At 53.6% G+C, this 26,155-nt stretch carries 24 protein-coding genes; 15 read left to right on the top strand and 9 right to left on the bottom strand.

Features of this window, described 5'->3' with window-relative positions:
* The 4 genes from AB7C91_RS09490 to AB7C91_RS09475 all read left to right on the top strand — a co-directional run.
* Positions 1-330 (top strand): carbohydrate ABC transporter permease (locus AB7C91_RS09490; RefSeq protein ID WP_428590940.1); only part of this gene is annotated, 330 nt, incomplete at its 5' end.
* On the top strand, positions 320-1,153 hold the full coding sequence (locus AB7C91_RS09485; RefSeq protein WP_332445896.1) for a carbohydrate ABC transporter permease: 834 nt from the start codon (positions 320-322) through the stop codon (positions 1,151-1,153). The genes AB7C91_RS09490 and AB7C91_RS09485, both read left to right, overlap by 11 nt.
* 16 nt (positions 1,154-1,169) lie before the next feature.
* On the top strand, positions 1,170-2,531 hold the full coding sequence (locus AB7C91_RS09480) for an FAD-dependent oxidoreductase (protein ID WP_428590937.1): 1,362 nt from the start codon (positions 1,170-1,172) through the stop codon (positions 2,529-2,531).
* Positions 2,528-3,535, top strand: coding sequence for a LacI family DNA-binding transcriptional regulator (locus tag AB7C91_RS09475; protein WP_332445898.1), 1,008 nt, complete (start codon positions 2,528-2,530; stop codon positions 3,533-3,535). Before AB7C91_RS09480 ends, AB7C91_RS09475 begins: the two co-directional genes overlap by 4 nt.
* Here the strand turns inward: AB7C91_RS09475 and AB7C91_RS09470 are convergent.
* Complete coding sequence (locus AB7C91_RS09470) at positions 3,518-4,261, bottom strand: AAC(3) family N-acetyltransferase (protein ID WP_332445899.1); 744 nt, start codon at positions 4,259-4,261, stop codon at positions 3,518-3,520. The genes AB7C91_RS09475 and AB7C91_RS09470 overlap by 18 nt on opposite strands.
* A gap of 88 nt (positions 4,262-4,349) precedes the next feature.
* Between AB7C91_RS09470 and AB7C91_RS09465 the strand changes: the two genes are divergently transcribed.
* The 6 genes from AB7C91_RS09465 to AB7C91_RS09440 all read left to right on the top strand — a co-directional run bounded on the left by AB7C91_RS09465 (position 4,350) and on the right by AB7C91_RS09440 (position 11,419).
* Positions 4,350-5,531, top strand: coding sequence for an AGE family epimerase/isomerase (locus AB7C91_RS09465; protein ID WP_332445900.1), 1,182 nt, complete (start codon positions 4,350-4,352; stop codon positions 5,529-5,531).
* Between the two features lie 195 nt (positions 5,532-5,726).
* On the top strand, positions 5,727-6,743 hold the full coding sequence (locus AB7C91_RS09460) for a LacI family DNA-binding transcriptional regulator (RefSeq protein WP_332445901.1): 1,017 nt from the start codon (positions 5,727-5,729) through the stop codon (positions 6,741-6,743).
* A gap of 30 nt (positions 6,744-6,773) precedes the next feature.
* Positions 6,774-8,060, top strand: coding sequence for an ABC transporter substrate-binding protein (locus AB7C91_RS09455; protein ID WP_428590932.1), 1,287 nt, complete (start codon positions 6,774-6,776; stop codon positions 8,058-8,060).
* Positions 8,061-8,128: 68 nt separating this feature from the next.
* On the top strand, positions 8,129-9,025 hold the full coding sequence (locus tag AB7C91_RS09450) for a carbohydrate ABC transporter permease (RefSeq protein ID WP_428590929.1): 897 nt from the start codon (positions 8,129-8,131) through the stop codon (positions 9,023-9,025).
* A gap of 3 nt (positions 9,026-9,028) precedes the next feature.
* The gene (locus tag AB7C91_RS09445) at positions 9,029-9,886 is read left to right on the top strand and encodes a carbohydrate ABC transporter permease (RefSeq protein WP_332445904.1); all 858 of its coding nucleotides are present in this window, start codon (positions 9,029-9,031) and stop codon (positions 9,884-9,886) included.
* A 12-nt stretch (positions 9,887-9,898) separates the two neighbouring features.
* Positions 9,899-11,419 (top strand): sulfatase-like hydrolase/transferase, encoded by a 1,521-nt coding sequence (locus AB7C91_RS09440; RefSeq protein ID WP_428590926.1) that lies wholly within the window; start codon positions 9,899-9,901, stop codon positions 11,417-11,419.
* Between the two features lie 10 nt (positions 11,420-11,429).
* Here AB7C91_RS09440 and deoD read toward each other — a convergent pair whose 3' ends face one another.
* The 8 genes from deoD to AB7C91_RS09400 are packed head-to-tail and all read right to left on the bottom strand — an operon-like array spanning position 11,430 to position 20,186.
* The gene (deoD, locus tag AB7C91_RS09435; RefSeq protein ID WP_332445906.1) at positions 11,430-12,146 is read right to left on the bottom strand and encodes a purine-nucleoside phosphorylase; all 717 of its coding nucleotides are present in this window, start codon (positions 12,144-12,146) and stop codon (positions 11,430-11,432) included.
* A 2-nt stretch (positions 12,147-12,148) separates the two neighbouring features.
* On the bottom strand, positions 12,149-13,630 hold the full coding sequence (locus AB7C91_RS09430) for a sulfatase-like hydrolase/transferase (RefSeq protein WP_428590922.1): 1,482 nt from the start codon (positions 13,628-13,630) through the stop codon (positions 12,149-12,151).
* Positions 13,623-15,029 (bottom strand): sulfatase family protein, encoded by a 1,407-nt coding sequence (locus AB7C91_RS09425; protein WP_428590919.1) that lies wholly within the window; start codon positions 15,027-15,029, stop codon positions 13,623-13,625. The genes AB7C91_RS09430 and AB7C91_RS09425 overlap by 8 nt, the downstream gene beginning before the upstream one ends.
* Positions 15,026-15,865: a carbohydrate ABC transporter permease gene (locus AB7C91_RS09420; protein WP_332445909.1), complete on the bottom strand. Its 840-nt coding sequence runs from the start codon at positions 15,863-15,865 to the stop codon at positions 15,026-15,028. Before AB7C91_RS09420 ends, AB7C91_RS09425 begins: the two co-directional genes overlap by 4 nt.
* Complete coding sequence (locus AB7C91_RS09415) at positions 15,862-16,764, bottom strand: sugar ABC transporter permease (RefSeq protein ID WP_332445910.1); 903 nt, start codon at positions 16,762-16,764, stop codon at positions 15,862-15,864. The genes AB7C91_RS09420 and AB7C91_RS09415 overlap by 4 nt, the downstream gene beginning before the upstream one ends.
* Before the next feature lie 47 nt (positions 16,765-16,811).
* Entirely contained in the window at positions 16,812-18,110 is a 1,299-nt protein-coding gene (locus AB7C91_RS09410) for a sugar ABC transporter substrate-binding protein (RefSeq protein WP_332445911.1), read from the bottom strand.
* Positions 18,107-19,498: a sulfatase family protein gene (locus AB7C91_RS09405; RefSeq protein ID WP_428590914.1), complete on the bottom strand. Its 1,392-nt coding sequence runs from the start codon at positions 19,496-19,498 to the stop codon at positions 18,107-18,109. Before AB7C91_RS09405 ends, AB7C91_RS09410 begins: the two co-directional genes overlap by 4 nt.
* Positions 19,482-20,186, bottom strand: coding sequence for a Crp/Fnr family transcriptional regulator (locus tag AB7C91_RS09400; protein ID WP_428590911.1), 705 nt, complete (start codon positions 20,184-20,186; stop codon positions 19,482-19,484). The genes AB7C91_RS09405 and AB7C91_RS09400 overlap by 17 nt, the downstream gene beginning before the upstream one ends.
* A 371-nt stretch (positions 20,187-20,557) precedes the next feature.
* Between AB7C91_RS09400 and AB7C91_RS09395 the strand changes: the two genes are divergently transcribed.
* The 5 genes from AB7C91_RS09395 (at position 20,558) to AB7C91_RS09375 (ending at position 26,100) form a co-directional block, all read left to right on the top strand.
* Positions 20,558-21,520: a tripartite tricarboxylate transporter substrate-binding protein gene (locus AB7C91_RS09395; protein ID WP_428590908.1), complete on the top strand. Its 963-nt coding sequence runs from the start codon at positions 20,558-20,560 to the stop codon at positions 21,518-21,520.
* 63 nt (positions 21,521-21,583) lie between these two features.
* The gene (locus AB7C91_RS09390; protein WP_428590905.1) at positions 21,584-22,108 is read left to right on the top strand and encodes a tripartite tricarboxylate transporter TctB family protein; all 525 of its coding nucleotides are present in this window, start codon (positions 21,584-21,586) and stop codon (positions 22,106-22,108) included.
* A 9-nt stretch (positions 22,109-22,117) separates the two neighbouring features.
* Positions 22,118-23,599, top strand: a complete 1,482-nt coding sequence (locus AB7C91_RS09385; protein ID WP_332445916.1) for a tripartite tricarboxylate transporter permease — start codon at positions 22,118-22,120, stop codon at positions 23,597-23,599.
* A 13-nt stretch (positions 23,600-23,612) separates the two neighbouring features.
* Entirely contained in the window at positions 23,613-24,989 is a 1,377-nt protein-coding gene (locus AB7C91_RS09380; protein ID WP_428590902.1) for a sulfatase-like hydrolase/transferase, read from the top strand.
* On the top strand, positions 24,970-26,100 hold the full coding sequence (locus AB7C91_RS09375) for a GntR family transcriptional regulator (protein ID WP_332445918.1): 1,131 nt from the start codon (positions 24,970-24,972) through the stop codon (positions 26,098-26,100). The genes AB7C91_RS09380 and AB7C91_RS09375 overlap by 20 nt, the downstream gene beginning before the upstream one ends.
* The last annotated feature ends 55 nt before the right edge of the window (positions 26,101-26,155 follow it).

The following is a 26,155-nucleotide window of genomic DNA, read 5'->3' as shown; positions in this document are numbered from 1 at the left end:
GATGTCATTGAGGCAGCCCATATCGACGGAGCGAAACGGTTCACTCTCTTTTTCAAGATCAAGCTGCCGTTGCTGATGCCTACCGTCATGATGGTGAGCATCGTCACCATCATCGGTTCGATGCGGGTTTTCGACACCATCAAGCTGATGACCGACGGGGGACCGGAAGGTTCGACGATGGTCATGGTCTACTACATCTATCATCAGGCGTTCCGCATGTTTGACACTGGATTCGCCTCCGCACTCGCCGTCATTCTCTTTTTGATCGTCCTGCTCCTTACCGCCATCCAATGGTTTGCCAGAAAGAAGGTTTCCTATTATGAAGCATAAGCACCTGTCGCAACTGATACCGTATTGGATGCTCCTGGCACTCCTGACGATCCTCTTTGTCTATCCCTTTTGGTGGATGGTCATCAACTCCCTGAACACCAGTACCCAGATTTTCGGCAAACCCAAATTGCTTCCCACTTCCTGGGCATTCTCCAATTACCTGCAGATCTTCGTCGTTCAGCCGTTTGCCAGACACTACGCAAATACCCTGCTGGTTGCGATCATCGGAACCGTCGGCAACGTCTTGTTCGCTTCCCTCGCCGGCTATGCGTTTGCCAGAATGCACTTTCCTTTGCGCAGCCAAGCCTTCCTGTTGTTGCTCACCGCCTTGATGATGCCCATCGAGGTGACTATTGTTCCCTTGTTCTTCCAGATACGCAGTTGGGGGGCTCAGGATACGCTGACGCCTTTGATGCTGCTGGCGATGTTCGGCAGCCAAGGGGCGTTCTCCACCTTCATGCTGCGTCAATTCTACATCACCATTCCCAACGAGCTTGAGGAGGCTGCGCGTCTGGATGGGCTGAATCCCTGGGGTATTTTTACCAAAATCATGCTGCCGATAGCCATTCCGGTACTCAGTTCCGTGGCAATCCTCGCCTTCATAGCAGTTTGGAACACCTACCTGGAACCCTTGGTGTTCCTCAGTTCCCTGGAGAAGTACACCCTTCCCCTGTCTTTGACCAACTTCAACGATACCTACGGACTGCCCCAATGGCATCTGCAGCTTGCAGCCACCACGCTCTCGATTCTTCCCATCCTGGTGGTGTACCTGATCTTCCAGCAGAAGGTCAGCGATGCCATGGTGAACTCCGGTCTGAAATAACAAGAAGGAATACTATATGCACATCCTCACTGAAACAACCTATGATTGCATTGTCGTCGGCGGAGGCATCGCCGGGAGTATGGCCGCCATCGCAGCCGGAAGCAACGGTCTGTCCGTCCTGCTGGTTGAAGAGGAGGGCTATCTTGGGGGAAGCCTGACCGCCTGCGGCACCGGTCCGATGATGACCTTTCATGCAGGTGACCTACAGGTTATCCGCGGACTGCCCGATGCCTTGATCGAGCGATTGGTGCAAAAAGGCCTTTCGGTCGGGCATATCCCTGACTCCACCGGATATACCTATACGGTCACTCCCTTTGATAGTGAGGGAATGAAGCGTGAATTGGAGCTGATGTGCCTGGAAGCGGGGGTGCAGTTGCTCTATCATACCACCGTCATACATGCCGATGTGCAGGATGGGTTGCTCCAGACGGTCCAATGCAGTTGTGCAGGCAATCTGTTCTCCCTTTCGGCGCGTTACTTCATTGATGCTTCAGGCGATGCCGACCTGATTGCGCTAGCCGGCATCCCCTTTGAAATGGGAAGGGAGAAGGACGGGAAGGACCAACCGATGACGATGAATTTCAAGCTGGTTGGAGTCGATATCCAGGCCATCCGGGATATCATGGACCGAGAGGTCTCCTTGTTCCCCTTCCTCGCTGACAAGGCGGGGTTGCAGCATACCGCTTCCCGGCTTTCCTTTTCCGGCTTCCAGGAGCTGATGCGCAAAGGGCGAGCTGATGGTCGTCTTACCTTCGACCGTGACATCGTCCTGGGATTTGAGACCAATGCAGAAGGGGAGGTCATCATCAATATGACCAGAGTCCTGGAACACAGTCCGGTCGATCCTCGTTCCTTGACGGATGCCGAGGTGGAAGGCCGTCGCCAGGTCTGGGAATTGTATGCGTTTCTCAAGGAGTGCATCCCGGGATTCGGCAATGCCCGGATGATCATCAGCGGGCCGAGGATCGGCATCAGGAGTTCAAGAAGGTTGCAAGGAGCATACCGGATCAGCAGCGATGACCTCCTTTCCGAGTGCAGGTTTGAGGACGCAATTGCAGCCTGCGGGTATCCGATCGACATTCATTCACCCGATGGAGACGCTACCAATTCCACCTTCTTCCGATGGGGTGGCTTCTATACCATACCGCTTCGGAGCCTGCTCAACACGGTGGTTCCCAATGTGGTGGCGGCGGGAAGGAACATCAGTTGTGCATTCAGCGCCCATGCCAGTCTTCGTGTCAGTCCTTCGTGTGCCGCAATCGGCCAAGGTGCGGGGACGGCGGTGGCTTTGGCCATTGAGCATGGATGTGACCTTTTCCACCTGCAAAGCGATGCGTTACGTGCTAAGCTGTTGGATGCAGGAGTATTTTTGGGATGAAGGATTTCAAACGGGTTACCTTGCAGGACGTGGCGCGTGAGGCGAAAGTCTCCTATGCCTCGGTTTCGGCGGTACTCAACGGCAAGGATGGAAAGAGCATCAGGGTGGCGCAGGCGACGAAGGAGAAAATCCTCGACTGCGCCAAGCAATTGGGGTATGTCCCCAATATGGCGGCCCGTAAACTGAAAAACGGTTCCAATTCCTTGATCGCCGTGTTCACGTACGAACAGATTTTTCCGGTTGAGTCGGAAAATGAGTATTACCGGTTCTTTGTGGGTATCCAGGAAACAGCGGAAAAGTATGGGTATGACATACTCATCCTCAACAACCGGCCAACCGAGGACAATGCAAGCCGTGTCGTCATGGCCGACGGTGCGGTCATGATCGGGGTGAACCGTGACGACAAAGGGGTGCAGCGTCTGGTCAAGGCAAGCTATCCGCTGGTCTTCGTAGGTCGTCGTGAAGTCTGTGACGCTCCGACCCATTGGGTCACATTCGATTACCAACAGGTCATCGCCGCTATGGTCGGACATCTGCAGATGCTTTGCCGAACTCGGAGTTTGGTGTATGTGGAGGCCTACGAACAGGACCGGGAGCCACGCAGGGACAAGCGGCGCTTTCTCCTCGAAGCGGCAGAAGAGGCCGGTTTGCAGGTAATCAGCATGCAAGCCGACCAGCATTGCCGGGTGGGAAAAGAGGATGTGGCGCAAATCCTTTCGACCGGGGTGGTCGTCTTCGACCGGTTGTGCCTACTCGATCCGTTTGAGCGTCAACTGGAAGCGGCTGGTATCAAATTGGGCATCGATGTCCGCGGCTCGGTACTTGAGGACGATTGGATGGGCGGACACAGTCATTGGACCCGGTGGTCGAACCAACGGCTTGAATTGGGATGCCTTGCGGTGGAGTACCTCTCGCTTCTGCTTCAAAAGCAACCACTGGATGATTTCAATCGGCTTTCACCGCTGCATTTGGTCATTGCAGAAAGTTCAGCGTTCGCCGAATAAATCGGGCTTTTCCGTCAGCAAAACCTTCAGCGCCTCATAGAGAGGTCGGGCTTGGTGGTACAATACCTTTGCATCCCCGAATTCTCCTTCCTTCAGTACCCCGATCTCACGAAGACGGGCTTCCACCCGGGGAAAATTCTCGCCTACATGCCCCGCATGCCTGTGCTGCACCACCACTTCCAACCTTCCGTCAGCGAGGCGGGAGTAGAGGATCTGATTCGTTTCTTCCAGACGGTTTGGGATATCCAGCCATTCTTCCACGCCATGGATGAAGGTGTCGCGGTTCAGCCCCACTCCCACCAGCAGGATGGTGGCGTTGCGGTCAAGCAGCTTGCCCCAACTGCTGTTTCTGGCACAGGGAGTGGTTGTCTTGTGGTCATCCTTGATGAACGCTTTGGCTTCCTTCCCGAACGCGACGACCGAATGGGTGGGATGGCCGGAGCGGACGCCACCGGTTGTCTGACGGGCAAGGTTGGGTATGATGCCGATGTTTGAAGGGGTTTGCTGCACGCTGTAATAAGGTTGTTCAGCATTGACGACGGCCCAGGTGTGGGTGGGAAAAACCATCAGGCCTGGCCTCATGTATTCGACCAAGGTATCGACTACCGTCTGACCTCCCCCCGCGACATCCCCCAGACTTTTATACGAACCATGGAAAAGGGTGGTGCCGTTGGGATCGATGCCCAATGCTTTGAGCTGTGCAAGCAGGCTTTGTTTCGTATGCATGGGGCCATCATGGCAGAACACGTTTCAAGATGCAAGAAGATGACGAGTCCTGAGGATTGGAGTACAATAGTGGCAGTGAGGGCTTTTGATGAAACAGAAATTTGAACAACTGTACCAGCAGTATCGTTCGATGCTGGTGGACAACGTGCTTCCGTTTTGGCTTCGGTATGGATTCGACCGGGTCAATGGTGGTTTGTATACCGGACTTGATCGGGACGGTACGATTCTGGAAACGGACAAATCGGTCTGGTTTCAAGGACGGGCGCTGTGGGTGTACGCAACCGCCTATCGTGAAATGGTGCAGAAAGCAGAGTATCAGGTGCTCTGTGATTCCTTGGTAGGTTTCATCGAGGAGCATTGTTTCGATCCCACCGACGGAAGAATGTACTTCAGGGTCAGCAAGGAAGGTAAACCGGTGGTCAAACGGCTGCGCTATGTGTTCAGCGAGACTTTCGCCATTCTTGGGTTTGCTGCCTACAGCCGTGCGTTCAATAAGCCCGAGTACGCCAAGAAAGCATATGACCTGTACAAACGGGTGCAACTGTATCTGTCCACCGCCGGCATTCTGATTCCGAAATTCGAGACCCCGTCCAAGGGATTCGGGCTTCCCATGATCATGCTCAACACCCTCAGTGAACTGCGGCTTGCCTATCCACAGAAAGAGGAGGAGCTGAATCGGGATATCGACGGGTATATCCAGGAGATCAGGACCTACTTCATCCGACCTGAACTGCAGATCGTCGTGGAACAGTGTAATTTGGATGGGTCGTTGCAACTCGATCATTTCGAGGGGCGGCTGTTGAATCCGGGGCATGCCATCGAGGGTGCTTGGTTTGTGCTCAATGAAGCACGGTACCGTAATGGCGATCCCGATTTGATGAACTTGGGAACAACGATGCTTGACTGGATGTGGGATAAAGGTTGGGACCAGGATGCGGGAGGTATCATCTATTTCAAGGATGCCCTGGGAAGAAGCGCAACCGAGTACTGGCACGATATGAAGTTCTGGTGGCCGCAATGTGAAGCATCAATCGCCAACTTGTCAGCCTATGCGATGACGGGAAAGGAACAGTACCTTCTGCAGTTCGAGGCGGTGCATCAGTACATCGCCGAACATTTCCTCGATCCTGAATACGGCGAGTGGTACGGATACCTGCACAAGGATGGAACACTCTCGACTCCGCTGAAGGGAAATATGTACAAGGGTCCGTTCCACATCCCCCGCATGTATCTGGTGTGCTGCCGGTTGCTTGATGAGTTGCGCCGTTGAGTACCCCCTTGCGTTTCGCTGTTCTCCCATTCCTCTTGTTTCCCTTTTTACCCAAAGAATACTGCATCCACCGTTCCGTTCTTGTGGTGGATGCATTGCCCTTCCATTCTCCTGTTTCTTTTCCTTGACAGAACGCAGGTCGTGTCTTACCCTGTCCATGTACACAGGTGTGTATATTGGGGTGACGATACAATTATGGAACCATTGGACGGACTGAGAACCATTACCAGGAAAGACATCGCCCGGGAAGCCGGGGTGACGGAAACCATTGTCTCGTACGTAATCAACGGAAATCGGTATGTGAAGGAAGAGAAACGGAAGCGAGTGGAGGAGGCGATCGCCAAACTCAACTACCGGCCGAACACCATGGCCCGGGCGCTGAAGGGCAAGAAATCCAACCATATCCTTTTCATCGCCGATGATATCCAGGGTGAATACTTCGGAAAGCTCATCAGCGAGATAGACTCGCTTGCCTACAAGCACGATTACTTCATCACCTTGTGTGCCGATCATCGGGACGAGGACTTCGTCAACCGGATCTACTCCAAGTTCTTCGATGGTATCGTCATCGGCTCGGCGACCTTTCCTCTGGCCAATATCCAACGCCTCATCGATGCCCATATCCCGATCGTATTGTTGGAAATCCGCGATTACCACACCATCGAAGGGACCTTCGGCTTGATCAACACCGGTTTGTACGAAGGCGCGAAGGCAATCGTGCGCCTGCTCTCCGAGCATGGACGCAAACGTCTTCTGTTTTTGGACCGTATCAGCAGCGACGGGAAAGGGAGCGACCTCAGTGACTGGCGTCTGAAGGGATTTTCCCAGGAATGTGAGCGTCTGCATCTGGAGATGCAGGTGGTCACCGGATGCAGATCCGAGGAGGAAATGGCTCAGAAGGTGCGTGACCTGCTTGCAACGGGTTTTGTTCCCGACGGCCTGGTCGGCAGAAACGACCAGACTGCCTTGGTGGGGATGCAGACCTGCAAGCGATTGGGATACAGCATTCCGTCCGATATGGCCTGCGTCGGGTTCGATAATTCTCGGCTCTGTCGTTTTTCCGAGCCGACGCTCTGTTCCATGGAGATCCAGCAAAAGGAGATCGCCAAGGCGGTGATGCATATGCTGATGCATCTAATGGACCATCCACAGGATGGGGGTCATTTGGAGGAGCATCTTTCAACCAGGTTGGTTATGCGTGAAAGCGTATAAGGTATATCGCAAAAACAAAAGGGGAACTGTATGAACATGAGAAAACTTTCCGTGGTTCTGTTGGCTCTGATTCTCGTTGGTGCATCGGTCTTTGCCGCAGGAAAGACAGAACAGGCCGCCACTGGTCCGGTGACGATCAAAGTGGCGAACTATGCACTGCTCGAAAGTGGATATGAACCGTTCTGGAAGCAGGTGAAGACTGACTTCGAGGCCGCCAATCCTGACATCACCATCGAATGGGTGACCGCTCCGTATGGCGAGATCGTCAACCAGGTGGTGAATATGGCCGGCGGCGGGAACAAGGTTGACGCCATCTTCGGGGAAATCGACTGGGTTCCCGGTCTGGTGGATGCAGGGCTTGCCGCTCCGGTACGCGACATCCTCTCTCCGGCTTTCGTCGATGATTTCTATCCGGATGTCCTCAAGTCCTTTGAAGTGGACGGCAAACCCTACGGCATCCCGCTGTATGTCTCTCCGTATGTGTTGTATTACAACAAGAATCTCTTCAAGCAGGCCGGACTCGACCCGAACAAGCCGCCCAAGACCTATAATGAGATGCTCAGTTACGCAGAAAAGCTGTCCAAGCTCAAGGATGCAAACGGCAACAAGGTCTATGCGTTCGGGCAGACCACCGCTTCAGTCCCGGTGTCGGGAGCTTCCCTGACGGCCATGGTCTTCAACTTCGGCGGGCAGGTGCTTGATGCGCAGGGCAAGCTTTCGGTGGACAACCAAGGATTCAAGGATGCCTTCGCCATGGTCAAACAGCTTGATGAAAAGGGCTACAACCCACAGAACGCCAAGCTCAAGGATCTGCGCAACCTCTTCGCCCTCGGTCAGCTTGCCATGTACTATGACCAGAGCTGGGGCTTCAACGGCGTCAAGTCGATCAATGCCGATGCCGTCAACTTCACCGCTTCAGCCGAACCGCTGGTCGGTGGATCCGGATCCGGCCAGAGCCTGTTGCAGGCCCATTGTTTCATCCTGGTGGACAACGGTGCTGCACGACGGGCTGCATTGGACAAATTCGTCGAGTTCGTGATCAGCGAAAAGACCCTCAGTTCCTATCTGCGTGATCTGACTCCCGCTTATCCCGCCAAGAAGTCGATGGCTTCCATGGAAAGCGTCGTGAACAACGGCATTCTCAAGGGAGCATCCCCGGCAGCCGGAAGAGTCCAAGTACAGCCCTTCATCCCCCGCATCAGCGATCTCAACCTTGAGCTGTGCGCGCTTGCCCAGGCGGTGACGGTGGGTAAGCAGGATCTGAACAGTGCCATTGAGAAGTTCAAGAGCACTGCCAGCGTGAAGATTTCCCAATAAGACGAACAAACATCGGGGAGCCGGATTTCCGGCTCCCGTCTGCCAGGAGAAATATGCTCAAACGAAGTATGACACGGTCAAAGCGGGATGGTTGGTTCGCATTCCTGTTGGATGTGCCGGCGTTGGTGATGACCATCGCCTTCATCCTCATTCCCATCCTCGATTCAGTGGTCAAGAGTTTCCAGGATTTCGGGGTACGCAACATCATCAGCGGGAAACCCGGGGTTTGGAACCATTTTGCCAATTACCTCTATCTGACCAAAACCGATCTGTTTGGACGGGCGAGTGCAACCACCTTTGCGTTCGTAATCGGGGTGGTCGTGGTACAATTCCTCCTTTCGCTGATTCTTGCCCTGATTCTGAACACCAACCTCAAAGGGGCCCGGTTTCTCCGCAGTGTGATGATGACCCCCTGGGTGGTCCCGACCGTCATTTCCGCATTGATCTGGATGTGGCTGTTCCAGCCCCAATACGGTTTGGTCAAATATTTGGTATCCTTGGCAACTTTCGGCAAGGTGACTGACTTTGCCATGCTCAACAGCCCCTCTACAGCCTTGGGCGGGGTGGGAATCGCTGCATTATGGAAGCAGATTCCCCTGATGTCTCTGTTGCTGCTGGCCGGGTTGCAGAATGTACCGCAGGATATCCAGGAAGCCGCCATGATCGACGGGGCGGGGAAGTGGCGGAGATTCCTTTCCATCACCCTTCCGTATCTGAGTCCTGTGATCAAAGTAAGCATCTCGATGTCCATCATCGAGAATTTCAAGCAATTCCCGCTCTTCTGGACCATGACCGGAGGCGGGCCGAACAATGCGACCACGACATTGGCCATCCTCAGTTATCGTGAAGCGTTTGTTTCGATGAATCTGGGAACCGGTGCATCGGTTACCACCTTGTGGATGGTGATGATGATGGGCGTGGTCTTCTTCTACAACCGGTTGTTCCGGATCCAGGATATGGGGTGAGAGATGGCACATACATCAACATTGAAACAGGAAGCCGGGCTCTTCACCGTTGCAAAGTATCTTTTGCTTGTCCTCATCCTGCTGTTCCTGTTGTTTCCGCTCTACTGGGTGCTGATCACCAGTTTCAAGACGAACATGGAAGCCTATCGGTTTCCCCCGACGTTCATTCCCCATGTCCCGGTGGTCGACAGTTTCGTATCATTGTTTACAAAGAACAACCAGTTCTTCGTCTATTATCAGAACAACCTGATCGTTTCCCTGTCGGTTGCGTTGCTCTGTTGTGTGTTTGCCATCTTTGCTGGCTACTCACTGGCACGCTTCAAGACACGGTGGAACCGAACGTTCTTCGCCTTGTTGTTGGTATCGCAGATGTTTCCGGTGATCAGTCGGATGATCAGCCTGTATGCAATCATGGGACGGCTTGGAATCATCAACACCCTTGGGGGACTGATCTTCGCCCTGCTTGCTGCACAGGTGCCGTTCTGCATCATCCTGATGGCCAGTTTCTTTGCAAACATCCCGACTGAGATCGAGGAAGCCGCCTATGTGGACGGCGCCGGACGTTGGCGGATTCTATTCACCATCGTCACCCCCTTGGTGAAATCGGGACTGTTGGCCGTGGGAATCTATGCCTTTTTGATGACGTGGGACGATTACCTGCATGCCGCCACCCTGATCCAATCCGACGGGTTGAGGACTCTGTCGGTCGGAATTGCCCTCAGGTATCTCGGCGAACTTTCCTACGATTGGTCATTGGTGAATGCGATTTCCATCATCGGAACGATTCCTGTCGTACTGTTGTTCTTCTTTTTCCAGAAATATATGATCAAGGGGCTGGTCGCCGGTGCGGTGAAGGGCTGATGGGAGTGTGGGATGCCGAGACAAATTGTGTTTTTCATGACGGATACGACGCGTAAGGATATGCTTGGTTGCTACGGGGATCCCCGGATGCAGACACCGAATCTTGACAGGCTTGCCGGACAAGGCATCCGCTACGAGCGGGCCTATGATTGCCAACCGGTATGCGGGCCCGCCCGCTCTGCCCTGTTCACCGGTACCTTTCCCCATTCCAATGGGGTGGTGACCAACAACGCCCCCTTGGGCGATAATGTGAAAACCTTGGGACAGCGGTTGCATGACCAAGGCATCCAGGCTGCCTATACGGGCAAATGGCACCTTGACGGAGGGGATTACTTCGGCCTCGGTGTCTGTCCGGATGGTTGGGATCCCGACTACTGGTATGACATGCATGTCTATCTTGAGGAATTGACGGAAGCGCAACGCAAACGTTCTCGAAAATCGGAAACCGCCTATGATCCCGATTGGACCGAGGACATGACGTATGCCCACCGGGTTTCCGACAAGGCCATTTCCTATGTCGGCGAACATGCAGACCAGGATTTCTTCTTGGCCGTCTCCTATGATGAGCCGCATGGTCCGTGCATCTGTCCTTCCCCGTTCAATACGATGTATGAGGGCTTCCGGTTCGAGGATAATCCCGCCTTCCATGATTCGTTGGAGGACAAGCCGCTATTACAGCGACTCTGGGCAGGAGACGATCTGGCGAAGGATCCGGAGCAGCTGCGCTCCGATTCGCAGATGCTTTCCCTCTTCTTGGGATGCAACAGCTATGTGGACTACGAAATCGGGAGGGTGCTTGCCCATGTGGATGCCGTTGCTCCCGATGCAATGGTCATCTTTACTTCTGATCATGGGGATATGCTGGGATTCCATAGGTTGCAGGCAAAGAATGCGGCATTCTATGAACAGATCACCAATGTTCCCTTGCTTATCCGACCGGCGAAGGGCCATGAGCACAACCAAGGGGTAGTGGTCCACCATCCTGCCAGCCATATAGACTTGGTCCCCACCGTTCTCGATTTCTTCGGTCTTCCGATTCCCAAGCTCATGGAAGGCAGGAGCATGCTCTCCCAAATCGAGGATCCCTCACGGCGGATCAATGAGGCGGTATTCTGCGAATTCACCCGCTATGAGGTCGATCATGATGGGTTCGGAGGCCTGCAGATGATGCGCAGTGTCACCGATGGCCGGTATAAGCTGACCATCAACCTCATGGACACTGATGAATTCTATGACTTGGCACAGGATCCCTACGAGATCATTAATCGCATCAACGATTCTGCCTGTCAACAGGCTCGCAACCATTTGCATGACCTTCTGCTTGAGCATATGGATGCGACGCGGGATCTGTATCGAGGCTACCAATGGGCTGCCCGTCCCTGGCGGGTTGACAAGCAGCCGACGTGGCAGAACAGCGGTCTGACCAGACAACGGGAGAACGAGGAGTACGAGAATCGGCAATGGGACTATGACACCGGCCTTCCGATGGAATCGGCTGTCCGGGGCAAGAAACTCTATGATGTGAAGCGGTGAGAAACCCTGTTCAGGCTTGGACGGCGCATCTCAATGCCAGTTCCATCATGGTATGGAAGCTCTTCTGACGTTCCTCGCTGCTCGATCCTTCCCCTTTGAATGGGAGATCGGAAATGGTCAGCATGCACAGGGCTTGGACATTCGCACGCTGGGCGGCCAGATAGAGGGATGCTGCTTCCATTTCCACAGCGAGTATCCCGTATTTCTGCCAGCTTTTCAGGCTTTCGAGGCCATCCTCTGCATAGAAGGTGTCACTGGAGAGAATTGGACCGGCGTGTACCCGAAGCCCGATCTCCTTGGCCATGGTGAAAGCGGTATGCAGCAAGGCAAAGGAAGCGGTGGGAACCAGGGTTCCCGGTACTTGATAGTCACGGTAGGAGCCATCGTAGCTTGCCGAGACCCCCAATACGACATCACGGAGCTGCATCTGCGGTTGCAAAGCCCCTGCCGTTCCGATCCTGATCAAGGTCTTGGCTCCATATCCCCAAATGAGTTCATGGGCATAGATGCCCATCGAGGGAGCGCCCATTCCAGTTCCCTGCACGGAAATCCGCTTGCCTGCATAGCGTCCGGTATAACCGAACATGCCCCGTACCTCATTATACCGGACAGGATCCTCGAGGTAGGTTTGGGCGATGTATTCGGCCCGCAAAGGGTCTCCGGGAAGCAGGACGATCGGGGCGATCTCATCGCGTTTGGCTTGCAGATGGGCGGTAGGTACGTGCATATTCATCTCCTCTCAGGGTAAAAAAGACTTCGCTGGGGATCGTTGGTCGCAACCAACTGAGCATACAGAAGATCGGAAAGGCCTTGTTTCAGTGATGCATCGCCACTACGATTGCACAATTCATACGGGTCCAGTTCCAAATCATAGAGTTCATCCATATCGTCCTCATTTCGGGTGTATTTGTACCGCTGGGTCACCAGTGTCCTGCTCCGCTTGGTATCGCGGAATCCTTGTCCATAGCTTTCCAGCAGGATGCAGCTTCTCTGCGTTTCTTGCGGGAGACCAAGCAGTGAAGAGCCGAAAAGCTCATCATCTTTCTGCAGCCCTGCGGCCTCGAGGATGGTCGGCATGATGTCCAGCGTGTTGACCAGCTGCTGGGAATGGGAACCGGCGACAATCCGGTTCGGCCAACGGAGCAACAGCGGGATGCGTACCGTTTCCTCGGTCATGAAGCTTCCCTTGTCGAACATGCCGCCGTGGCTGGCAAGGGCATCGCCATGGTCACTGGTCCAGATTACCAGCGTATCATCTGCAAGGCCGACTTCCTCCAAGGTGGCCAGGATGGTCCCGATTGCCTCGTCGATCATTGTCGTCTGCGCATAGGCGATGGCAAGCAGGTGTTGCCATCGCTCCCAGCTGAAGATACTGGGACGCAGCAATTCTCCCGATTCGTCGGCGATGGGCTGGTTCATCCTACGGTAGATGAAGGGCTTGTTTTCCAGGTTATCCCGAAAGCTGCCGTATTCCAGAATATCTGAAGGATTGTAGCGGTCTATGAATTCTTGGGTAGGAAAATAAGGTTGGTGAGGGCCCCAGAAGTCGATTCGCATATGAAACGGTTGCTCTGCCTGTTTTGCCTGGGTTTTCAATGCCTCTTGAGCAAGGTGTGCCAGAAAGAAGCATTCATGCGATCGTTTGTCGGTGTTGGTTGTTCCGAACGCGGTTTCCCCGCACCAGGAACCCCTGCAACGGTAGTCGGTATTTCCCTCATACAGATCGGGAAAATGCCGTGCAGTGTCGGCATTCCAAAACTTCGTGTCGATGGTGTGACTCGCCTCGGCTATTCCCAATTCCTTGCAATATGCAGCATAGGCTTCGGAGGTATAGGGATTGCCGTACCCCGAGGGAGAGAAGCCCTTCGCTCCCATGAGGACTGCGTTTTTCGGTCCTGCATGCCATTTGCCGAACGCATAGGTGGTATACCCTGCCTGGTCGAGAAGTTGCAGATAGGTGGGTTTGGTAAAATCCGTCTCGCTTTGGTTATGAAAATTCCGATGGGTATGCGGATATTCTCCGCATACCAGACTCCGCCTGGCAGGACCGCAGAGCGGGGTGACGGCATATGCCCGATGAAAGGTACGTCCCTGACGGGCGAATGCATCCCGAAACGGGGTCAGGGGACCTTGTCCCCCGTCCCACCCATGCCGGTAATGGAGTTGGTGGTCGGTGACCAGCAGCAGAATATTGGGGCGTCGTTCAGCCATGGCAGGCATCCTCCATCGTGAATCCGAGATGAGCTGTGGTTTGCAGATGGCCGATGATCGATTGTCTGAGTCGGGCTTCCGCTTCAAGGCCTCCCCCGGCTAGGTTGAGGTGTTCAGCAGGGTCTGTAAGTAGGTCGAACAACAAATACGGATCCAGATCCTTGTTGACCACTACTTTCCATCGTCCGTCCCAAGCCATGATCTCCTCTTTGTATTCACTGAATACGATCGTTTGTGATGGTTCGGCTGTCCCTTCCAACAAGGCCCTGAGGCTCTTTCCCTGCTGGGGGTAATCGAGGCACAGGTGTGCATAGTCAACCAAGGTCGGCCCGATGTCGAGCAAGGCGATGGGAGTCTGGATGGTCTTTGCCTGGCTGTTCGAAGGGGACTTGATCAAAAAGGGGACCTCCAAAGCCGGGCCGAGGAAGTTCTGTTTGTAGAGCCGGTTGTAATCGCCGAGCAGCTCCCCGTGGTCGGACGTGAAGAGAACAAGCGTATCATCCCACCATCCTTTCTGGACAAGCAGGGAGAATAACTTCCCGATTTCGTCATCGATGAGGGAAACCTTGCCTGCGTAGTTTCTCCGAACCTGCTCAATGTCCTCACTGTGCAAGGGAGGATGCAATACCTCATGGTCCCAATTCCCCAGGGGACGGTTGGGGTATCGGTCGATGAAGGGTGGCCTTGGAGCTTCCATTTCTTTGGATTGGAAGCGCTTGCTGTACGATGCAGGGCAGTCCCACGGATCGTGGGGACCTCCGAAACTGACGAAGCAAAAGAACGGGTCATCATGGTGGTATGCATCCAGATATGCATGGGCCTTGGTTCCCACATATACATCGGGGTAGAGCTCCAACGGCAACGGTGAAGGTTCGGTGCAGGTATGCTTGCCTTGGTAACGGCGTTCAAGGTCGTCGGACACGCGGGTACGGTAGCCCCTCTCTTCCCAAAGGGCGGTCATATGGCTCAGCAATGCTGCACTGACCCGGGGGCCGGGAATTTCATCGACCGTCTCATATCCATAGTCATGGAGCAGCGGTTCAGCCTCCCGCATATCTGGGACCGATCCATTGTAGGGATAGTAATGGGTCTTGCCGAACACACTGGTACGATACCCTCCCTGTTGCAATGTTTTCACCCAATTTTTTGCGTGCGGGGGGAATGTATGCGGACTGTTGTCCCAGATTTCCATCTGATGGGGATACAGGCCGGCAAGGATGCTTGCCCTGGCCGGAGCGCAGATCGGGGAATTGGTGATGCAGTGTGCAGCCTGCACGGCTTGGGTTGCAAACCAATCAAGATTCGGGGTGTATTTGGTATCGCTTGTCCCCCTGTTGAGGGCATCGAGGCGCATCTGGTCGGTCATGATCAACAAGATATTGGGCCTAGGGTGTTTCATTCCTTCACGCCTCCGCTCGTCATTCCTGCTATGTAGTAGCGTTGGAGCAGGATGAACAACAGAACCACAGGAAGGGTGGAAAGCAAGGAACCGCTGAAGATCAATTCCCAGGCGATGCTCTGGTCGGTGAAGAGATTCGCGATGGCGACGCCCAGCACCTGCCAGCGGTTGCTTCTGAGGATGATCAGTGGCCAGACGTAGGAGTCCCAGGCGAAGAAGAATTTGATCAAGGCCCCGCTGACCAACGCCGGAGCGATGTTCGGCAGCATGATCTTGTCATAGATGCGGGTATGGGGGCACCCGTCGATTACCGCAGCGTGATACAGGTCATAGGGGATTTCGGAGAAATGGCCCATGAAGAGAAAGATCAAAAAGGCATCAGCCAACCAAGGAAGATACAGGGCGGTGAAGGTGTTGCTCAAATGGATGTCCTGCACCACCAGGAAGGTGGGAAGCATACGGGCCTCGAAGGGCACCATCATGGTGAACATGATCAGAAAGAACACCACCTTGCGACCGGGGAAATCGACCATGGAGAGGGTGAAGGCGGACATGGAACACAAGAGGACCGACCCCAGTACCGTAATTGCGCTGAGTAGCAGGGTGTTGATGATGGTCCTGAGAAAGCCGAGCTCAAAAAGCAGGCGGGAGAAGTTGTCCAGCGTCGGGTTGACCGGAATGAAGGTCTTCCAGCTGATCGGAAGTACATAGCGGAACAATTCGCTGCGACTTTTGAAGGCTGATCCGAGCATCCAAAGGTACGGAAGAAGGAATACCATCGCAAGAAGGAGCAGAGCTAAGGTTGCAAGGATTCGAGTTCCTGCTTTCTTATTCATCTTCTTCCCCCTTTGGAGCCGGAGAATTTTGTCTGCATCAGGGAAATTATGATCAGAAAGAGAGCCAGCAGCACTGATTGGGCCGAGGCATACCCAAGCTGGTTGTAGACGAAGGCGTTTTCATAGATATCCATCACCACGACCCTGGTCGCATCCATGGGCCCTCCGTTTGTTGTCATCAGGATCGGACCGAAAACCTGGAATGAGCGAATGGTGGTGGTGATCAAGACGAATGCAAAGGTTTTGGAGAGTAGTGGTATGGTGACATACCAATGTTTCTGCCAACCAGACGCCCCATCGATCATGGCGGCCTCATACAAGGTCGGGGATATGGCCATGAGTCCAGCAAGGAAGAACAGCATGGTCATTCCCACGTTTTTCCAGACCGTGATCAGGACGATGGAGAAGAGTGCCTGCTTCGGATCGGTCAGAAAGCCTTGCATCGGAATGCCGAACAGGGAAAGCACTGCGTTGATCAGGCCATTGGAAGGATGCATCATCAACCCGAGAATGGAGGTGACGACCACCATGCTGGTGACCACCGGCAGCAGGATGATGGTACGCAGCAGGGATGTCCAGCGCTTGGGTTGGTAGATCAAAATTGCCAGGAGAAACCCGATGACGACCTGCAGGGGGACCCTGAGCAGAAAATACTGGACCGTAGTCAGGGTGGAGTGGAGAAACCTTCCATCCGTTATGGCTTTGAGATAATTCGCATTTCCCACGAAGGTCTTGGTTCCTGCCATCAAATTTACTTTCAGGAAACTGTACCATGCTGCAATGAGGATGGGGATGAGCTGAAAGACGATGGTAAGCAGGATGGTGGGCAGGCAGTTGATCAGGATTGCGGCAAGCAGATCCTTTTGCTTGCTTCCCCGTTTGTAGACGTATCTATCCATGCAGGCACTCCTGGCAGGAAGGGATCACCTTCCTGCCGTTACACTGGTTACATTGAACGAGCTTGGGTCTCAAACTCGCTTATTTTCGTATGCACCGTCTTTTCGACATCTGCTCCGGCGGCCAAATCCAAGAAGAGGTTGAACCCCATAATCGAATTGTACAATACGTAGGCGGGGGTGTTCGGACGTGCTTGGCCGTAGGTTGCCAGAAGATAGGAGAAGGTTTTCTGGTACGGATCCTCGAAATACTGGGGATACCGCTTATCGAACCCGGTCCTGGAGAGCAGGTCGCTTCCCGATACATCAAAGTAGGCCTTGATGCCTGCATCCGAACCCGCGAACTTCACAAAGTCCTTGGCTACCGTGGGGTTTTTCGACTTTGCCGAGATTGCGTAGGTGAAGCCACCGGAATGCGTGAGCGGGGTCTTGAAGTAGGGAAGCGGCATGATGCCCCATTGCAGGTCGGGGAAGTTCTTTTCCAAATCGTGGGCTGAACTGAGGAATCCGACGAAGGTGGCTGACTGACCGGTGCCGAACGCATCAGGCACTTCAGCGGTGGGAGCAAGCTTTTTCGTGGTATACAGGCTCTGGTAGAATCGGTACGCCTCCATGGCCTCGGGGGTGTCAGCATAGCCGCTAAGCGTCATCCCGTCATCGGAAATCGCCTTGAACGTCGCTGAACCGGGAAGGCCGTTGCTTCTGATGATCGGGGTGAGCCAGAAGTCGCCTCTACCTGGATTGGAGAGGAAGGTCAGACCCCAGATGGATTTCCCGGTCTTCTGCTTGACTGCAGCGACGACCTTCTCTACATTCGCTTCCCAGACCGGCCAGGTCCAAGGCTTGTCCAACGGAGCGGCTTCAATGCCGGCCAGATCGAAATAGGTCTTGTTGTAGAACAATGCCGAAGCAGCTTCACGGAACGGGTAGGCATAGATGTTCCCGTTGTACCGCACCGCATCGATTGCACCGGTGATGAACTGTGATTGTTCGGAAGCGGGAAGAATGTCATCGATGGGAAGCAGGGCACCGTAATACGCATAGTTGCTGATGTCCGGCGATCCGGTGGTGATGATATCATCGACATCGTTGGAAGCCCACATGACCTGCAACTGCTCCTTGTACCGGTTGAAGGGTACCGAACGGATAGTGATGGTCACCTCGGGATGCAGTTTGGTATAGGCGTCGGCTACAGCCTGTACCCCTTCCGGGACTCCCGGGCTTTGGGGAACCAGGAACTTGAGTGAGGATGCTGCAGGTCCTCCTTGTTCGGCTTGGCCGGTTGCAAACAGACTCTGGCCACCCAAGAGACAAAGCACAAGCAGAAAGGCGATGGTTGCGTTTTTCATAGTGAGTACTCCTTATCATAGTCCCACGCTACGTGTGGGTTGAAGTGCGGGAGGTCGGTACGTGTCCCAGCGTGCTTCTCTTCCGAGAACCGGGCAAAATACGCATCGATTTGACATCGCATCGTGGTGATCATTTTCTCATGACGATGATCGTGGTAGAGATTGGTTCGTTCTTGGGGATCCTGTTTCAGATCGAAGAACAGATTGTTCTCTTCCTGCGGATGGATGACCAGTTTGTACTGCTCGCTTCTGGCCATCCGAACCGGTCCGTATTCCCCGAACTGCAAGGTTTTCGGATGAAATTTCGAGCGGGTATTGGTCAGGGATGCAAGAAAGCTGAGACCCGGGCTGTTCCTGCGTTCCGCAATCGGGTCTTCCAGGCAAAACAGTTCGCAGATGGTCCTGAATACATCGGTATGGTCGACCATCTCGGTACGCTTCTGCTTGGAAAGCAGGAGGGAAGGGGCGTGGAAGATCAAGGGGACGCGGATTGATTCTTCGACCATGTTCAAGGGGTAGGATGCATTGCCTTTGCCCCACAGTCCATGCTGACCGCAGTTCAGTCCATGGTCTGCGGTGTAGATGACCACAGTGTTCCGGTCCAACTGCCGGTCCGCCGCCTCCTGCAGGATGGCTCCCACGCTGGTGTCTATTTCCGTTACCCCGGCATAGTATTGGCTGCGTGCCAATCTCGGGTTTTCCCGGGTTGCATCGGTTGCCTCATTGACCAGCACCCCGAACGGATATTGCGGTCCGGCCTGAAAGGATGATGGAATCTTGGAAAGGTATGGTTCGACCAGACGATCGGGGTGTCCACTCCATGGGCTGTGGGTGGCATAGTGCCCGATGACCAGAAAGAGCGGCTTGTCCTGTGTACGGTTTCTCAAAAAGCTCTGGGCTTCTTCGGTGATGATCGCCGAGAGCAGGCCTTGTCGTACTTCCGGTTCACCGTTGCGGTACCACGTCCGTTTCCCTTGGTGCAGGATGGGGTAATCGGGGCCGAGGGTGAAACTGTAGTCGAAGCCCTGCTTCGCGATCCGCTCCTGGCCCAGATGCCATTTCCCGATCAATGCGGTTTCATACCCCGAGCGCTGGAACAGCTGGGGAAGCAGGACCTCGTCCTGCATCCAGTTGAAGTCAACGTCGAAATTTGCCGTGGTTCCGATATAGTCGTGTACCCCGTGTTGGGAGGACGTGCGGCCGGTCATCAGGCATGCTCGTGCGGGGGAGCAGACCGGAGTGGGGGTGAATGCATTGAGCATCTGCACCCCGTTGTTCGCCAGGTAATCGAGATTCGGTGTATGGACTTCTTCATTTCCGTAGCAGCCGCAGGCCCAGGCGGCATGGTCATCGGAGAGAAAGAGGATCAGGTTAGGAAAGTTGCTCATAACTGTAATTCTCCAGATAGGTGGTGATTTGGTGCATATGGTGTTGATCCAGATGAATTTTCTTTTTGACGATGACTCCCATGCCGTCCTCCACCAGTTGGCTGCACAGGCGGTAGATGGTCCTCAGGCTCAACCCCAATTCTTCGGCCAACTCCTCACGGGTGTCCTTGACGACGACATGCGAACATTTCTTGAGTTGGGGGGCGTAGGTTTTCGCCAGATATTGGAGCAGGATGATGTATTTGGGGTATACATGTGCTGAACCCATGGAGAAAAACGCCGGATACAGCTGGTTGGCAAAGGCCTTGACCACCAATCGGAAGGCATGGACATCCTCTTCCATCCACTGGGCGAATGCGGTTTTATGCATTCTGATGAATGAGGAAGGACAGATGGTCATGACTGTGGATGTGGCCTTTTCCTGACCGGAAAGCAGTTCCAACAGACCGGAAAATCCCGGGGCTTCCTTTGCTGCATAGGCGAAGATGCGGTTGTTGTCGAATTCATTGATGATGCGTAGCGATCCGTTGTACATGAGGTAGACGTAAGGGTTGTTTTCCCCTTTGGTGATCAGACGTTTGTTCTCCTCGACCTGGCAGATTTCCATTTTGGCGAGAAACCGTTTGGGCATGGCTTGGCAATATTGTTTGAGCCAAGGGGATTGTTCGATGCATGTCTGGATATCCATAGCCAACCTACCTTCCGTATCTTTGTTGTACTGGGCCTGTTCGTATCAAACAATGCCATATGGCAGGTTGTAAAGAAAAAGTGCATGCATTTTCATTTTTTCTTTCATACGTAGATAGGCGTGTATGTATTTCTTTACTACAAGCATAGATGCATCAGCTCATTGCGAAGGGAGTTCTCTGTGGGCACTCCAGGTTCGACCACCGGAAAATGGAAATTTTCTGGTGTAAACAGGCAAATGTTTCAAGACAAGTTGCGGGTGTTTGTTTCAAAACAATACAACTTTCGTTAAAATACGCGAAAATCTGCATTGCTTATCTCTGATTCAATGGTAGGCTTTTTCTAGACAAAACAAACAACTTGGAGGAAATTATGAAAAAAGCTGTACTTGTACTGCTGCTTGCCTTGTGCCTGCTGGGAACTCTTGGGGCGGCGGGAACCGCCGAATCCTCTGTCGATACCTGGCCGAGTGAAGCCGTAACGGTCATCTGTCCGTGGGCTGTCGGCGGTGTCGCTGATATCGTGAACCGAAAGGCCGCCACTTTCGGTACCGAGGTGTTGGGCCAGCCGATTCTTGCAACCAATGAGCTGGGAGCAGGCGGCAATGTCGCCTTGACCAATTATCTGAAAAACAAGAGCAATTCCTACAATCTGATTTTCGGTGCAGAAGGTGCGTTCTCCATTGCTCCCAATGTGGATGGATCTGATGCAATCCAATTCACCTATGATGATTTTGTTCCCATCATCAACCTCTATTCCGCTATCTTCGTCATGACTGCTGATGCGAAACTCAACGTCACTGATCTGCCTTCCCTGAAGACCTATGCACAGGGAAAGAAAATCAAGATTGCCGTGAACGGAGTCGCCGGTTCGGAAGCTTTCCTTGCCAAGGCTCTGGCGAAGGAACTGGGATTTGATCTTGAGCTGGTCAGTTACAACGGAGCCAATCTGGCCCTTGATGCCGCTGCAAAGGGGGAGACCGCCTTTGCCATCTCCCATCAGTCCCAAGCAAAGGGAAGTGTTGAGGCAGGTATTCTCAAGCCGGTGGTGGTCTTCGACGAGAAGGGCGTGAACAACGACGTATTCAAGAACGTCAAGGGCGTGGGTGAGTACGGGTATACCGCATACTTCCGCAACCGCTGCTTCATCCTCGCCCGCAAGGGTACCGACCAGAAGATCATCGACAAGGTCAGAAATGCATACATGACCATTCTTGAGAAGCCGGAGATGGTTGCTTTCTACAAATCGATGATGATTGAAGTCGATCCGATGGACAAGGCTTCGATCGATCAGCACATTGCATCGGTTGCCGAAATCGTGAAGGCGAACCGGTAGGTTTGGGTATTTTGTTCCGGGCTTTTGGGAAGCCAAAGGCCCGGTTTCTTTCTGGGAGGTCGTATGAAATCAGTACTGCAGGTACTCAGGTCACTTGATGAGAAACTTACCGAGTGGGGGAGGATCTTGGAGGGCAAAACCGTCCGGTTCCATCCTTCTCTGGTCGGTCCCGTGTTGTTTTTAGCCATCGGCATCCTTGGTTTTGTGGTGATGCCGTCGCAAGTGAAGATCCAGGAAGGCAATGCGACGACGGCCCGGACATTTCCCACCTTGATGCTTTTGATCATCATCGTCTGTTCGGTCATCCTGCTTGCCCGGGAGGTATTGAACATCATACGGGGCCAAGAACAAAACGTAGTGATCCTAGATCTGCTCACCGAAGTGAAAGCCCTGCTGTTGCTGGTGATGTTGCTTTTGTATACTCTCTTGATCCCGGTGTTGGGATTCATTCTCACCTCGATGCTGTTCGGCTTTGCGATGTTGGTCTTCTTTCGGATCAGAAAATGGAGTTACTACCTCATCGTGACGCTTGCCGCACTTGGCATCGGGTTGCTCTTTCAAGTCGTCTTGAACGTTCGGTTACCGTAGGAGGCTGGTATGGAAATGTTTGTGCAAGGATTTATGGCTTTCTTCTCATGGTCCAGCTTTCTGTATATGAACATCGGCTTGCTGCTTGGTTTGATATTCGGCGCCATCCCAGGGCTCACCGTCATCTTATGCATCGTCCTGTTTCTTCCCTTCACCTATACAATGGGACCGATCGATTCCTTTATGTTTCTGTTGGGAATCTACTGTGCCGGAGGGTATGGTGGATCCATTTCCGCAATTCTGATCAACACCCCGGGGACTCCCCATGCTACGGCGACCATGGCGGACGGCTATGCCTTGACCCGGCAGGGTAAGAGCAAGAAGGCGTTGAACATCGCCTTGCAAGCTTCCACCTTCGGGGGAATGGCAAGTGCCTTGACCCTGTTGTTTTTCGCCCCGCAGGTTGCAAAGTTCGCCCAGAAAATGGGAACCCCGGAATACTTTCTTGTGTGTTTGTTCGGATTGACCGTCATTGCAGGCGTTTCGGGCGATTCCTTGCTGAAGGGATTCATTTCCGGTGCCGTCGGCTTGCTGATTTCCACCATCGGGCTTGATCCCATGACCGGGAGCACCCGCTTCATCTTCAAGAACATCAATTTGTATTCCGGCTTTGACTTGGTGATCTGTCTCATCGGATTGTTCGCTTTGAGTGAGGTGCTTTCCAAGAGCAAGAAGAGCAATCAAGTGACCATTTCCAGCTTGGAAGCGGTCAAACAGGAAAAGGGGACCATCAGCGCAAAAGAATACAGGCAGATGACGTTGCCTGCATTGTTCTCCGCCGTAGTGGGGATCATCATCGGGATCATCCCGGGTACCGGGGCTTCGATGGCCTCGTTCGTCAGTTATGACCGGGTGCGGCAGATGAGCAAGCACAAGCAGGAGTTCGGTAATGGGGCCATAGAGGGAATCGCTGCAGCTGAAACGGCAAACAATGCGGTCACCGGTGCCACGCTGATCCCCCTGTTGACTATGGGCATCCCCGGAGACGGTGTGGCTGCCATCATGCTTGGTGCGTTGATGATCAACGGTTTGACTCCGGGGCCGAACCTGTTCAGCGAGCACGGGGTAACCATGTACGCAATCATGATCGGGCTTTTGTTCGTCAATCTGTTCATGTTTTTGCAAGGAAAGACCTTGACCAAGTATTTCGCCCGTGTGGTGAGCGTGCCGGTTTCCATCCTTACCCCGATCATCGTCATGTTCTGTTTCGCGGGTGCATTCTCGGTGAACAATTCCCTGTTTGATGTAAAGGTAACCATCGCGTTCGCCATCCTGGCCTATGTGTTCTCCAAACTGGGGTTCTCCACAATCCCCATTCTGCTGGGACTGGTCCTCGGAGACATTACCGAAGAAAATTTCAGACGAGCCTTGATCCTTTCCGACGGCAGCTGGTCGATTTTCGTCCAATCGCCGATATCCATAGCATTCCTGTTGCTCATTGCTTTGACGGTGGTGCTGGTGGTGCGTGGAAAGTTCAAGAAAGCAAAGTAAGGAGCTGTGTGTAATGTCCAAACCGAATATCGTGTTCTATTTCTCCGATCAGCAGCGGTTCGATACCTGCTCTTGCTACGGGCAGGAGCTGCCGATCACTCCGAATCTTGACCAACTTGCCGCTGACGGGGTCCGGTATGCCTATGCATTTTCCCCCCAACCGGTCTGCGGTCCCTGCAGGGCCATTTTCCAGACCGGACTGTATGCCACCCAAACCGGGTGCTTTCGCAACAGCAAGGCGTTGCCCGCCAAGGTGAAAACCGTTGCCAATTATTTTGAGGAAGCGGGGTATCAGACTGCTTACGTCGGCAAATGGCATCTGGCGTCGGAAGGAAACCTGGAGGAAAAACCGTATCAGGATTACCAGACCAGAGCCATTCCCGAGCACCTGCGCGGTGGGTACACCGGGTTCTGGCGCGCCAGTGATGTGCTTGAATTCACCAGCGACGGATATGGCGGGTATGTGTTTGATGAGCATAACAACCGTTGTGATTTTACCGGGTATCGCGCCGATTGCATTACCGACTATGCACTCGAGTTCCTTGATCAGCATGCGCTGGATCCAAAGCCGTTCTTTCTCACCGTTTCCCATATCGAGCCGCATCACCAGAACAACGCCCATCACTATCAGGGGCCGAAGGGGTCACGAGAGCGATTCGCTTCCTATACGCTTCCCGAGGATCTTCGCTTGCTCGGTGGTGGGGATGCACCCGAGGAGTATCCCGACTATCTGGGGGCATGTGAGCGCGTTGATGCGAATCTGGGTAGATTGGTGGCCAAGCTCAAGGAGCTGGGCATCTATGAGAACACCTGCATCGTCTATACATCCGACCATGGGTCCCATTTTAGGACCCGCAACCAGGATGGGCATCTGAACGGGTATGATGACTACAAGCGAAGTGCGTGCGACAGCGCCCTGAGGATCCCCTTGGTGGTTAGGGGCCAGAAGTATCGGGGAGGCAAGGTGGTTCAATCCTTGGTCAGTACCGAGAGCATCCCCAAGACGCTGCTCGCGTTGGCGGGTATCGAGGTGGGGGATCGGATGATCGGCGAGGACCTGGCCATCCATCTCGACGGTCCTGTGGAAGGCAGGGCGAACGAAGTGTTCGCCCAGATCTCAGAGAGTCGCGTCGGACGGGCCATCCGTACCGAACGGTATGCCTATGCCGTGTATGCTCCTTCCCTCAACGGTGGGGAATTCCCTGCTTCCGACCGGTATGTGGATGATTTCCTCTATGATCTGGAACGAGATCCGTATGAACAGGTCAATGTGGTCTGTGACCCGGCGTACCGGCATGTTACACTGCAACTCCGGGAACGTTTGAAAGCATGGATCCTGAAAGCGGAACAGAAGGAAGTGGTTCTTGAGGATGGCTGTGAAGAAACCTGAACGTGAGAAGAAATATGAATCGGTGCAACGGTATGTGCTGACCTTCATCGACCAGAAGAAATTCACCGAGGATGTACGTCTGCCCTCCGAACACTTTTTGTGCCGAAAACTGGGAGTGAGTCGGGAGACGGTTCGTACCGCCTTGGCGAAGCTCGAGGAGCAGAGGATCGTCTATAAACGCAAGGGAAGCGGGACGTATGTCAACAAGAAAGAATTCCTTGCCCAACAGAATCTCCTGCCTTCGGGGAAGATCAAGATAGGGGTCATTGTCCAAGGACAGGACTACAATGCCAACAAGAACCTGCTCAAGGGCATCAAGGAGGCCTTGGCGTCGGAATCGGTGGAACTGAAGATTTTCTATACTGACAACAAGTTGGCAAACGAACGGAATTGTCTGCTTGCCTGTTCCTCCGGCTTCCATGGCTTGATCGTGGACGGGGTGAAGGCAAGTATCCTGAATCCTAATCTGGATTGCTATTCGGCTTTGTACGACAAGGACATCCGGGTCATCTTCTACAACAATTACTATGCCGGCTCTCATTTTCCCAAGGTTACCATTGCCGACGGCCAATGTGCTGATGCCTTGGTCAAACGGTTGGCAGAGAAAGGGCATCGGCATATAGCCGGTATCTTCGTCTATGACAATTATCAGGGTATCGAGAAATACAAGGGGTATGTGCAGGCATTGCAAACCTACGGGGATGTGTATGATGACCGGTATGTGAAATGGTACATCTCTGATGACACCTTGGACGCCAAGGAGTTTTCCCGGACCCTGTGGCGGTTTCTCCAATCAATTCCTGAGTGTACAGCCTTGGTCTGCTGCAATTACATGATACTCAAGACGGTGCTGTCGCTGCTTGAGCATCATCACAAGGAGGTGCCCAAGGACTATTCAGTGGTTGCCTTCGACTACTCCGATACCGATTGGATGGACAGCGGGATTACTGCCAGCATCCATCCGGGGTTCGAGATGGGATTGGAGGTCGGCAAGCGGATCTTTCGGATGATCGAGGACTCTTCCTACAAGATCCATGAGTATTCCTATACGTTCAAACCTACCATCTATGAGGGTTGGTCGATCAAGGACCTTGGACAAGCGGAATCTTGAGCATGGGCTGGTGTCGTTCGGTTGTGTGTTCCCTGGATTGCCCGTACACTGATGC

It is taken from the genome of Sphaerochaeta sp. (assembly GCF_050256055.1).
In the GTDB taxonomy this organism is placed as follows: Bacteria; Spirochaetota; Spirochaetia; order Sphaerochaetales; family Sphaerochaetaceae; genus Sphaerochaeta.
The sequence above is the reverse complement of the archived record's forward strand: the minus strand, read 5'-3'. Positions and strand labels throughout refer to the sequence as shown.